General features: G+C 61.4%; 9 protein-coding genes. 4 read left to right on the plus strand and 5 right to left on the minus strand.

Features of this window, described 5'->3' with window-relative positions:
• Positions 1 to 87 precede the first annotated feature (87 nt).
• A complete protein-coding gene (parC, locus tag NKJ89_RS31555) occupies positions 88 to 2340 on the minus strand; it encodes a DNA topoisomerase IV subunit A (RefSeq protein WP_352608361.1) in 2253 nt (750 codons plus the stop codon).
• A gap of 325 nt (positions 2341 to 2665) precedes the next feature.
• Between parC and NKJ89_RS31560 the strand changes: the two genes are divergently transcribed.
• Positions 2666 to 3856: an aq_1923 C-terminal domain gene (locus tag NKJ89_RS31560; protein WP_352608363.1), complete on the plus strand. Its 1191-nt coding sequence runs from the start codon at positions 2666 to 2668 to the stop codon at positions 3854 to 3856.
• Between the two features lie 113 nt (positions 3857 to 3969).
• On the opposite strand, the gene aspS is transcribed toward NKJ89_RS31560, so the two are convergent.
• Entirely contained in the window at positions 3970 to 5760 is a 1791-nt protein-coding gene (aspS, locus tag NKJ89_RS31565) for an aspartate--tRNA ligase (protein WP_352608420.1), read from the minus strand.
• Positions 5761 to 5975: 215 nt separating this feature from the next.
• Here aspS and NKJ89_RS31570 point away from each other — a divergent pair, with 215 nt between their 5' ends.
• The 3 genes from NKJ89_RS31570 to rnd all read left to right on the plus strand — a co-directional run bounded on the left by NKJ89_RS31570 (position 5976) and on the right by rnd (position 8980).
• Positions 5976 to 6395, plus strand: coding sequence for a hemin receptor (locus NKJ89_RS31570; protein ID WP_352608365.1), 420 nt, complete (start codon positions 5976 to 5978; stop codon positions 6393 to 6395).
• Between the two features lie 113 nt (positions 6396 to 6508).
• A complete protein-coding gene (locus NKJ89_RS31575; protein ID WP_352485765.1) occupies positions 6509 to 7753 on the plus strand; it encodes an MFS transporter in 1245 nt (414 codons plus the stop codon).
• A gap of 75 nt (positions 7754 to 7828) precedes the next feature.
• Positions 7829 to 8980, plus strand: coding sequence for a ribonuclease D (rnd, locus tag NKJ89_RS31580; protein ID WP_352608367.1), 1152 nt, complete (start codon positions 7829 to 7831; stop codon positions 8978 to 8980).
• A 45-nt stretch (positions 8981 to 9025) separates the two neighbouring features.
• On the opposite strand, the gene NKJ89_RS31585 is transcribed toward rnd, so the two are convergent.
• Genes NKJ89_RS31585 through guaB form a run of 3 tightly spaced genes read right to left on the minus strand, consistent with a single transcriptional unit; the run spans position 9026 to position 11547 of the window.
• The gene (locus tag NKJ89_RS31585) at positions 9026 to 9445 is read right to left on the minus strand and encodes an MAPEG family protein (RefSeq protein ID WP_352608369.1); all 420 of its coding nucleotides are present in this window, start codon (positions 9443 to 9445) and stop codon (positions 9026 to 9028) included.
• Positions 9446 to 9470: 25 nt separating this feature from the next.
• A complete protein-coding gene (locus NKJ89_RS31590; protein WP_352608371.1) occupies positions 9471 to 10094 on the minus strand; it encodes a hypothetical protein in 624 nt (207 codons plus the stop codon).
• On the minus strand, positions 10045 to 11547 hold the full coding sequence (guaB, locus tag NKJ89_RS31595; protein WP_023762205.1) for an IMP dehydrogenase: 1503 nt from the start codon (positions 11545 to 11547) through the stop codon (positions 10045 to 10047). Before guaB ends, NKJ89_RS31590 begins: the two co-directional genes overlap by 50 nt.
• Between the last annotated feature and the right edge of the window lie 544 nt (positions 11548 to 12091).

Consider the following 12091-nt stretch of genomic DNA (forward strand, 5'->3'; position numbering starts at 1 on the left):
AGATGCGAAGAGCCAGATGGAACAGAGACTTCCTCTTCCAGCTCTTTACTCATATGCGATAGCCCTGCCCTCAAGGGGGGAGATTAGCTATCCAAATTTCCCTGTCCTCGGGAAACCCTTCGGCACCATGCGGCCGGCCGAGGCGCGGGCGCCGATCCATTCGGCCAGTTCCTCGCGCGACCGGGTGAAGGTGCGGTCGGCTGAATCCTGCCAGGTGAGACCGCTCTCCAGCGCGAACGGCTTGAGGTCGAGAAGGCCGCCGTCCTTGTATTTCTGCAGCCGCACGCCCTTGCCGCGGCCCATCTCCGGAATCTCGGAGAGCGCGAACACCAGCATCTTGCGATTCTCGCCGACGATGGCGAGATGATCACCCGTCACCGGAATGCAGCGCTTGGCTTCGTCCGGCGCCTTGACGTTCATCACCTGCTTGCCCTTGCGGGTGTTGGCGACCACTTCCTCCTCAGGCACGATGAACCCGTTGGCATCATGCGAGGCCAACAGCAGCTTGCGCTTCGGATCGTGAACGAAGGCGGTGACGATGTCCTGATCATTGTCCATGTCGACGATGATGCGGATCGGTTCGCCATGGCCGCGGCCACCTGGCAGCCGGTCGGCGCCGATGGTGTAGAATTTGCCGCCGGTCGTGAAGACCAGCACCTTGTCGGTGGTCTGGGCATGGAAGGCGAGCTTGAGGCTGTCGCCTTCCTTGAAAGTAAGCGTCGAGAGATCGGCCAGATGCCCCTTCATTGCCCGCAGCCAGCCCTTTTCCGAAACGACCACGGTGACCGGCTCGCGCTCGATCATGGCATGGGCAATGTCGGTCAGATCGTGCTCGGGCGCGTCGGCGAACTGGGTGCGGCGCTTGCCGAGCTCGGTCTCCGGACCGAACTTGTCGCGGATGTTGGTGACCTCCCACTTGATCGTCGCCCACTGCTTCTCGTTCGAAGCAAGCAGCGCCTCGATCTGCTTCTTCTCGGCGCTCAGGCCGTCGAATTCCTTGCGGATCTCGAATTCTTCCAGCTTGCGCAGAGCGCGCAGCCGCATGTTGAGGATTGCTTCGGCCTGCGTGTCGGTGAGCGACCAGCGGGCCATCATCACCTGCTTTGGCTCATCCTCCTCGCGGATGATCCTGATCACCTCGTCGATGTTGAGATAGGCGATCAGATAGCCGGCAAGAATCTCAAGACGCCGTTCGATTTCATCGAGCCGATGTTTCGATCGGCGGATCAAAACCTCGCGGCGATGCTCGAGCCACTCCTGCAGCACGCCCTTCAGCGACAGCACGTTGGGCACCTTGCCGCGCGACAGGACGTTCATGTTGAGCGGGAAGCGGCTTTCGAGCTCGGTCAGCTTGAACAGCGATTCCATCAGGATGCCGGGATCGACCGAGCGGCTCTTCGGCACCAGCACGACCCGGATGTCCTCGGCGCTCTCGTCCCTGATATCCTCAAGCAGCGGCAGCTTGCGCGCCATCAGCAGCTCGGCGATCTTCTCGATCAGCCGGGCCTTCTGTACGCCGTAAGGGATTTCGGTGACCACGATGCTCCAGGTGCCCCTGCCCTGATCTTCCTGGATCCATTTCGAGCGCACGCGAAACCCACCTCGACCGGTCTCATAGGCTTCGAGGATAGAGGCGCGGCTGTCGACGATGATGCCGCCGGTCGGGAAATCCGGCCCCTGGACGAAATCCATCAGCTTCGCCACCGGCGCGTCGCGATGCTCGATCAGGTGAAGTGCCGCATCGCAAAGCTCGGCCGCGTTGTGGGGCGGGATCGATGTCGCCATGCCTACGGCAATGCCGGACGAGCCGTTGGCCAGCAGGTTCGGGAAAGCGCCGGGCAAAACCACCGGCTCTTCGTCTTCTTCATTGTAGGTCGGCCGATAGTCGACGGCGTCCTCGGTGATGCCGGACAACAGTTCGGTCGCCACATCGGTCATGCGCGCTTCGGTGTAGCGCATGGCGGCGGCGTTATCGCCGTCGATGTTGCCGAAATTGCCTTGCCCGTCGACCAGGGGATAGCGCATCGAAAAATCCTGCGCCAACCGCACCAGCGCGTCATAGATCGACTGGTCGCCATGCGGGTGGAACTTGCCCATCACCTCGCCGACGATGCGGGCGCATTTGGCAAAGCCCTGGTCCGGATTGAGCCGCAACAGGCGCATGGCGTGCATGATGCGGCGATGGACCGGCTTCAGTCCGTCGCGCACGTCTGGCAGCGCCCGGTGCATGATGGTCGACAGCGCATAGGCAAGATAGCGCTCTTCCAGCGCCTTCTTCAGATCGACCGGCTCGATATGATCGCCACCGCCATTTTCAGGCGGCAAAAGCCTTTTTCCCATGGGCTGGGACTAGCCGAGCGGGTGATTCGCGGCAAGAGGCAGGCAGCTATGCCGGACCTTCTGCAACATGAAACCGTACGCCGAGGGATGTCGACCAACATCAGCCTGTTACATGCGGGTTCTAAGGCCAAGCGCGATGATATCGCCCACCGGTTCTTCATGATAAATTAGCCGGTTCGCACGTAGACGGTGGGATCGGGTTTGCCTTTCGCCGTGATTTTTGGCCATTGTGCCGGGATACGCCTTTTTCCGGTCCAGTTCGTCACGGAATGGTGATGGCGCAAAGAATTGAAAAACAATTTCAGAACACTCTCAGGGATCTGCGATGACAATCAAACGCTCAACTCTCCAGAAATTTGCCTTTTCGACCTTTTTGCTCACGTTGCCGCTGAACGCCGCCCTTGCACAGGACGCGGCCGTCGCCGACCGGCTGAAGGCAGCCCTTGCTGCCCAAGGCGTCGACATTTCCTGGACCGGCGTGACCGGTGACAACGCCAGCATGGTGCTGCAGGGCGTTGCCGTCAAACCGGCGGCGGAAAAGGAAGCCCTCACCATCGGCGACGTCAAACTCGAAGGCATCACGGAGGCCAATGGCGGCTATGACATCGCCACCGTATCGACGGCGGCCTTCGAACACAGCAAGGACGGCGTCACCCTCGATCTCAGCCCGTTCGTCATCCACGACATGACCGTTCCGGCCGACGGCGCGACCAGCCCCTTGGGCTCGCTGATGATGTACAAGTCTGCCGAACTCTCGAACATGACCGTCAAGGTCGCCGACAAGACCGCCTTCTCGATGGACGGACTGGCCATCGAGATCACTCCGCCGGCGGACGGCAAGGCGATGGAATTCAGCGCCACCACGGAAAAGTTCAACGCCGACCTGACGCTGGTCGACGATCCCAAGTCCAAGGAAGTCATCAACGCGCTCGGCTACCAGAACATCGCGGGCAATCTTGAGATGGCCGGCACCTGGCAGCCCTCGGACGGCAAGATGGAACTGTCGAAATATGACATCTCCGTCGAGAATGCCGGCACGTTCGGAATGACCTTCGATCTCGGCGGCTACACGATGGATTTCATCAAGTCGCTGCAGGAAATGCAGAAGAAAATGGCGGCACAACCTGAAGGCGCCGACAATTCGGCGCAGGGCATGGCGATGCTCGGCCTGTTGCAGCAGCTTTCGTTCAACGGCGCCTCGATCCGCTTCGACGACGATTCGCTGACCAACAAGGTGCTGGACTATGTCGGCAAGCAGCAAGGCATGTCCGGCAAGGACATTGCCAACCAGGCCAAGGCGATCGTGCCGTTCGGCATGGCTCAGCTCAACAACCCGGAACTGACGGCACAGGTCACGGCCGCGGTCGGCAAATATCTCGACGATCCGAAGAGCATCGAGATCTCGGCAGAGCCACCGGCATCGGTGCCGTTCGCGCTGATCATGGCGGGCGCCATGTCAAACCCGCTCGACCTGCCGAAGACGCTCGGCGTCACCGTCAAGGCCAACGAAGACTGATCGAAACGACCTCAAGACGAGAAAAGCCCGGCAGCGATGCCGGGCTTTTTATAGGATTAGCGAACCAAACGAATCGTTTCGGGTGGTTTTTTAAAGCAGAGCCCGAAGCGCGATCAGGCGTCCTTCTTGGGCACAGCCACGCGCAGCGCCAGTTCGCGAAGCTGCTGTTGGCTCGCTTCCGAAGGCGCGCTCATCAACAAATCATAAGCCTGCTGGTTCATCGGGAACATGGTCACTTCGCGCAGATTCTTCGCCCCGACCAGCAACATGACGACGCGGTCGATACCGGCAGCCATGCCGCCGTGCGGCGGCGCGCCATATTGGAAAGCGCGGTAGAGGCCGCCAAAGCGCTCCTCGACCGTAGCGCGATCCAGCCCGACCGTCTCGAACGCCTTGACCATGGTTTCGGGCAGATGGTTGCGGATACCTCCGCTAGCGATCTCGAAACCGTTGCAGACCATGTCATACTGGAACGCCTTGATGCCGAGCAGATCCTCGCCATTCAGAGCATCGATGCCGCCTTGCGGCATCGAGAACGGATTGTGAGCGAAGTCGATCTTCTTCTCTTCCTCGTTCCACTCGAAGAACGGGAAGTCGACGATCCAGCACAGTTCGAAGCGCTCGCGGTCGACAAGGTTCAGCTCCTCGCCAGCGCGCGTGCGCGCCGCACCTGCAAAGGAGAGGAACTTCTTCGGATCGCCGGCGACGAAGAAGGCGGCATCGCCTTCGGCAAGGCCGAGTTGAAGGCGGATCGCCTCGGTGCGCTCCTCGCCGATGTTCTTGGCGAGCGGGCCGGCGCCTTCGAGCTTGTCGCCCTCCTTGCGCCAGAAGATATAGCCCAACCCCGGCTGGCCCTCGCCCTGCGCCCAGGAGTTCATGCGGTCGCAGAAGGCGCGGCTGCCGCCGGTCTTGGCCGGAATGCCCCACACCTCGGCCTTCGGATCGTTGGCCAGGATGTTGGCAAACACCTTGAAGCCGGAATCGCGAAAATGTTCGGAGACGGCTTGCATCTCGATCGGGTTGCGCAGATCCGGCTTGTCGGTGCCGTATTTGCGCATGGCGACATCGTAAGGGATGCGCTGGAAGTTCTGCGTCACCGGCTTGCCATTGGCGAAGGTCTCGAAGACCTCGCGCATGACCGGCTCCATGGTCGACAGCACGTCGTCCTGCTCGACGAAGCTCATTTCGAGGTCGAGCTGGTAGAATTCGCCGGGCAGACGGTCGGCGCGCGGATCCTCGTCGCGGAAGCACGGCGCGATCTGGAAATAGCGGTCGAAGCCCGACACCATGATCAGCTGCTTGTATTGCTGCGGCGCCTGCGGCAGCGCGTAGAAGGTGCCGGGATGGATGCGCGACGGCACCAGGAAATCGCGCGCGCCTTCCGGCGACGAGGCGGTGAGGATCGGAGTCGAGAATTCGGTGAAACCAACCTCGCCCATGCGCCTGCGCATTTCGGCGATGATTTTCGTCCGCGCAATGATGTTCTTGTGCAGCGTCTCGCGGCGCAGGTCGAGGAAACGGTATTTCAGCCGGATATCCTCGGGGTAGTCAGGCTCGCCGAACACCGGCAGCGGCAATTCCTTGGCCGCCGACAGCACTTCGATCTCGCGGGCGAAAATCTCGATCTCCCCGGTCGGCAGGTTGGCATTGGTTGTCTCGGGCAAGCGCGCCTTGACCTCGCCGTCAACGCGGATGACCCACTCGCCACGCACGGTCTCGGCAACCTTGAAGGCCGGCGAATCGGGATCGGCGACGATCTGGGTCAGACCATAATTGTCGCGCAGGTCGATGAACAGCAAGCCGCCATGATCGCGCACGCGATGCACCCAGCCCGACAGGCGAACGGTCGAGCCGACGTCGCTCTTCCTCAACTGGGCACAGGTATGGCTGCGGTAACGGTGCATTGTCATTGGTACAGTCCGGGGTGCTGGGTTGCGGCCGACGGGCCGGCTCGAAAATTTGCGCGAAAAGCGCATGAGAGGCCGCCTTTGTCAAGGCAAGCGGCTTTGGTTGCCTGTTGGTTCGACCTTGAGGGATCCAAGTCTCTGCCGGTCTTCATGCATTGCCGTCAGAAGCATTTCTTGCAACGATGCAGCCATCACGATTTGGGAGATGCTTTGTGCCGAAACGCTCTTCGCAAAAGGGCATCGGGCCACATAATGGCCGCGAGTTGGAACTGATGCTGCGGGGCGACAAGCCGATGGCGTTGTTCGCGGCAGAACCAGGCGTGGACGCCGAAGATATTGGTGAAGCGCATTTCAAGCAGTTTGTCGACGAAGGCCGAATTCTGAAGTTCTCCCAGGTTGATCCCAAAACGTCCGTGGAAGAACGCAGCTACTGCCTGCCGACAGAGGAGTGGCGCTGCAAGCTCAGCCTGCTGATCGCTCGCATGTGCCGCAGCGGAGAAGCCTTTGACGTCTTCACATCGAATGATCTGGCGAGACTGGAGGGTGCTCTCCTTGGCTATTCAAAGGAGAGTGTTGAAGCGTTCGTTGCACATGCAGCGTCGCTGAAGCTGCAGAATTCCAGCACGGATTGAACGGCCTACCCATTCCCGACCCAGGCCGAATTCGAACTATGCCACCAGGATTGCCGCTGGCAATAACTAAGGCGATAGTTCAAGAAGGGTCACCGACACGTGATCACCCCTTCATGTCCTCCATCCGTCCGCTGATCCCGCTCCTGCTCGCCGCCGGCATTCTGCTTGGCGGCAATGGGCTGCAGAGCACGCTCATCGCGCTGCGCGGCGCGCAGGAAGGTTTTTCCGCCTCCGTCATCGGCCTGATGGGCACGTTCTATTTCGCCGGTTTCCTGCTCGGCTGCCTGGCCATCACCCGCATCATGAAGGCCGTCGGCCATATCAGGGCATTTGCGGCACTAGCGGCAATCGCCTCGGTCGGCACCCTTTTGCTGGTGCTGGTTCTCAATCCGGTAATGTGGTGCGCGGTACGCTTTGCCGGCGGTTTCTGTTTCGCCGGGCTGTTCACGATCGTCGAAAGCTGGCTGAATTCCGGCGTCAGCAATCGCGACCGCGCGCGTGTGCTGGCGATCTACCGGATGGTCGATATCGGCTCGGTGACCGGCGCCCAGTTCCTGATCCCGATCTTCGGCGCCGGCGGTTTCGCCATCTTCGCCATCATGTCGATGATGATCACGTTCTCGGTTGTGCCGGTCTCGCTCGGCGACCGCTCCAACCCGACGCCGCCCGAGGACGTCAAGCTTGACCTGGCGCGTGTCTGGCGGATTTCGCCGTTGGGCTGCTTCGGCTGCATCGCCGTTGGCGTCACCAACAGCGCCTTTCGCACGTTGTCGCCGGTCTATGCCGAGCAGATCGGCATGTCGGTCGCCGACGTCGTCACCTTCGTCAGCGTCGGCATTTTCGGCGGCGCCATCATCCAGTATCCGCTGGGTTACCTCTCCGACCGCTGGGACCGGCGCCGGGTGCTTTTGATGACGACCTGCTGCGCGATGCTTTCAGCATTGGCGCTGGCGTTCATCGCCGGCAGCAATCCGGCGCTCAACTTCGTCCTCGTCTTCATCTTCGGCTGTTTCGCCATGCCACTCTATTCGCTGTCAGCCGCGCACTCCAACGACCGCGCCGATACCGGCGAATTCGTGCTGATCAACGCGGCGCTGATGCTGTTCTATTCCTTCGGCGCCATTGGTGGGCCGTTCGCCGCCTCAGCCGTGATGCAATATTTCGGACCGAGCGCGCTGTTTGTGTTCAGCGCCGTGGTCTATGCGATCTTCATTGCTGTTATTCTCTATCGGATGCAGGCCCGTTCCGGCGTGCCGGCAGGCAGGCGCCGCCGTTTCACCGCGCTGTTGCGCACCTCGACGGTATTCGCACGGCTGGCCAGAAGAAACAGCGATTCCGACGGGCCGGCTGGCTCGTGAAGATGGCGCCAAAGCTTGACGAAAGCCCCGCCGGCTGAAATCTAGGAAAACCTTACTCCTGCCAAAAGCGATTTGATGCACGTCATCACCACCCAGAAAGAACTCGAGACCGCTCTCGCCGCTTTCGAAAAGTCGGCGTTCGTCACCGTCGACACCGAATTCATCCGGGAAACGACCTTCTGGCCGATCCTGTGCCTGATCCAGATGGCCGCACCCGGCGTGACGGCGCTGATCGATCCGCTGTCGCCCGATATCGATCTGAAGCCGTTCTTCAAGCTGATGGCCAACGAGGCGGTGGTCAAAGTCTTCCACGCCGCGCGGCAGGACATCGAAATCATCGTCCATCTCGGCGACTTGGTTCCGCACCCGGTGTTCGACACGCAAGTCGCGGCGATGGTCTGCGGCTTTGGCGACAGCGTTTCCTACGACCAGCTGGTGCAGCGGATCACCGGTGCGCGGCTCGACAAGTCGTCGCGCTTCACCGACTGGCGTCACAGGCCGCTTTCCGACAAGCAGCTCGACTATGCGCTGGCCGACGTAACCCATCTGATCGAGGTCTATCAGCACCTCAGCGCCGAGCTGGAGCGGGAGAACCGTGCCCATTGGCTCAACGAGGAAATGGATGTCCTGACCTCGCGCGAGACCTATGATCCGCATCCCGAGGACGCTTGGAAGCGGTTGAAGATGCGGCTGCGCAAACCGCAGGAACTGGCGATCGTGCAGGCCGTGGCCGCGTGGCGCGAGCGCGAGGCCCGCGAACGCGACGTGCCGCGCGGCCGCGTGCTCAAGGACGATGCGATCTACGAGGTGGCGCAGCAGGCGCCGCGCGACGCGACAGGCCTTGGCAAGCTGCGCACCACGCCGAAGGGTTGGGAACGCTCCTCGACGGCCACGGCGCTGCTGGGCGCGGTCAATACTGCCCTTGCCTTGCCCAAGGAGCAGATGCCGAAACTGCCGAAGAGTTTTCAGCCGCCGGAGGGTTCGAACGCTGCCGCGGAACTGTTGAAGGTGCTGCTGCGGATCGTCGCCGAAAGGGAAGGCGTCGCCTCGAAAGTGCTGGCCTCAAGCGACGACATCGATCGCATCGCAGCCGAAGGCGAGGATGCCGACGTACCGGCCCTGCAGGGCTGGCGGCGCGCGGTGTTCGGCGAGGCAGCGCTCAAGCTGGTGCGCGGCGAGATCGGCATCAAGTTCGACAAGCGCAAGATTGCACTGTTTGATCTTTAGCTTCAGCCTCGTCCTCCCCCTGTGGGAGAAAGGCAGTTGCCCGGCTCAAACCATTCCGAGCAGGTGCGCCGCAAACCAGATCCATCCCAGCAAAAGGACCACCGCGCCGAACGAGAAAGAGCGGCTGCGCAGCAGCAGATGGTTGCTGGTCAGGTGAATCCAGGCATGGAAATACCGCGACGCGACAAAAATCCACATCAGCGCCAGAGTCAGATAGTTTACGCCGTTGGTCAGGTGCAGCATCAGGCACAGCACATAAAACAGCACCGGCAGCTCGAACTGATTGATGAGATTGGCGGCAACGGCAGAGCTGGAACTCGGCTCGGTCGAGCGCACCTTGTACTGGTCGGGCTTGGCCTCGCCTGACCTGACCGCGCCATATCTGCGACGACCCAGGACGACATAGACGATGTAGATCAGCAGCACATGCGCCAGAACAGGCCAGAAGATCGTGGTCTGGTTCATGAAGTGCCCCCTGCCCCGTCTGGCATCAAGGTTGGTGTTTCTGGCCTGCCAGCCAGAAGGCGGCAATGACAATCACCGGAATGGCGAAAAGTGTGAATTTGGTGACGATAAGCGCAGAGGCGAAAGACAGCGAGTCCGGGTTGGCCGACAGGAAATCCGACAGCAGCCGCGCCACCGCGATGTTCTGGGCGTAGTCGGCAAGCGTGTAGGGCAGCACCAGGATCAGCGCGAAGATCGATTGCAGCTGTCCCGGCAGCACGCGGAAGTTCTTCAATCGCCGGCCCGTGGCCAGGATCAGGCTGATCAGCGTCACCGACAGCAGCGCCGGGAACAGGAGATCGAAGGTCAGATAGTGCCAGACGAGAATGATCTCGCCGCCGCGCCGGCCGAGCGCCGTCAGCCAGGCCATGCCTTCGTCGGGCGTGAAGCCCAAAACGCGCATGTCGAGTGACGACAAGCCGCCGCTCAACCGCCGGAAGTAGAAGAATTCCATCGCCGTCATGGCTATGAAAACCGCCGCCGACAGAAAACATAGCGCGGCCGCGTGACGCGACAGCCGCAGGATCGATGCGGTCAGGTTTCGTCCAATCCCGTACTGGTCAGGCTCCGCCCGGATAGTTCGGGCTTTCGCGGGTGATCGTGACGTCATGGGCGTGGCTTTCACGAAGTCCGGCGTTGGATATACGCACAAAAGTGGCGCGTTCGCGGAAATCGGCAAGATCGCGACCACCAACATAACCCATAGCGGCTTTCAAGCCGCCTGCAAGCTGGTGCAGCACGCCAGACACAGGTCCTTTGTAGGGAACCTGCCCTTCGATGCCTTCCGGGACCAGTTTCAGCGTGTCGCGCACCTCAGCCTGGAAGTAGCGATCGGCGGAACCGCGGGCCATGGCGCCGACCGAGCCCATGCCGCGATACGCCTTGAAGGAGCGGCCCTGGTGCAGATAGACCTCACCGGGGCTTTCGTCGGTTCCGGCCAGCAGCGAACCGATCATGGCGGCACTTGCACCAGCGGCGAGCGCCTTGGCGAGATCGCCGGAGTACTTGATGCCGCCATCGGCGATCACCGAGACACCTGATTTGTGCGCCGTTTCGACCGCCGACATGATCGCCGAAAGCTGCGGCACGCCGACGCCGGCAACGATGCGCGTGGTGCAGATGGAGCCCGGGCCGATGCCGACCTTGACAGCGTCCGCGCCGGCATCGATCAGCGCCTGCGTGCCCTCGGCGGTGGCGACGTTGCCGGCCAGGATGCGCACCGAGTTGGAAAGCTTCTTGGCACGCGTGACCGCGTCCAGCACGCGCTGCGAATGGCCATGCGCGGTGTCGATCACCAGGAGATCGACGCCGGCATCGATGAGACGCTCGGCGCGCTCGAAACCGTCATCGCCGACGCTGGTGGCGGCGGCGGCGCGCAAGCGGCCCTGCACGTCCTTGGTGGCATGCGGATTGAGCTGCGACTTCTCGATGTCCTTGACCGTGATCAGCCCGACGCAATTGCCCTGCCTGTCGACGACGACGAGTTTCTCGATTCTATGCTGATGGAGAAGCCGCTTGGCCTCGTCCTGGTCGACGTTCTCCTTGACGGTGATCAGGTTGTCGCGGGTCATCAGTTCATGGACCTTCTGCGCCGGATCGGACGCAAAGCGAACGTCGCGATTGGTCAGGATGCCGACCAGCCGCCCGACCTTGTGGCCGCCACTGCCGCCATTTTCGACCACTGGAATGCCCGAGATCGAATAGCTGCGCATCAGGCCCAGCGCGTCGGCGAGCGTCGCGTCGGGGCCGATGGTGACGGGATTGACCACCATGCCGGATTCGAACTTCTTGACCTGCCGCACCTGCTCTGCCTGTTCAGCCGGCGAGAAATTGCGATGGATGACGCCAATGCCGCCGGCCTGGGCCATGGCGATGGCAAGCCTCGCCTCGGTGACGGTGTCCATCGCCGCCGATAGGATCGGCACGTTGAGATCAATGTCGCCGGCGATGCGGGTGCGGACATCGGTCTCGCCAGGCATGACCTCGGAGTGACCGGGCTGCAACAGCACGTCGTCAAAGGTCAGCGCCAGTGCGCCGGTGGACGTTTCGATGATTTTTGCCATGGCCAGTCCTCGGAATACAAAAAAGCGCTTGACCGGAATGGACAGCGCCGACTCGTCTTCTTCCCTTTCAGGATTGGCGCTGGCTCGTAACACGTCCCGGCGCCGATGAAAAGCCGATGATTTCACGCCCCAGGCTCCGAAGTCAGGTTAACAAAAGACCTGACGACAGCCAGTTCAGTGTCGGCAGCTTTTGTGCCGGCAGCTTTTCAGGATAGGAATTTTTTCTTGATTTCGTGCCCTCAGCTATGGTACATATTTCCCTATGGTGCTGATTTGCGCCAGTGACCCGCCGCTCAGGCGGGTTTTTCGTTTAATGCTCCGTCAGCCAACGCGCCGGCAAAGGCTGCGAAGGAACCCGTCAACCCGAGTTCGTTGCCGTGTTTCACGCTCCCGGAAAGCTGACGTTTCGTCCAGAGAATGCCACCTGTGGTTGCCGGTCGCACAAAAGTGACAGCAAATTAATGCGACATCCCGGCGAAGGCATGATACCCGCCCTCCTGAAGCCGACATGCTAGCGGCGACGCAACATTCACGTCTGGACGCG

Source organism: Mesorhizobium sp. M0047 (assembly GCF_040323315.1).
Lineage (GTDB): Bacteria > Pseudomonadota > Alphaproteobacteria > Rhizobiales > Rhizobiaceae > Mesorhizobium.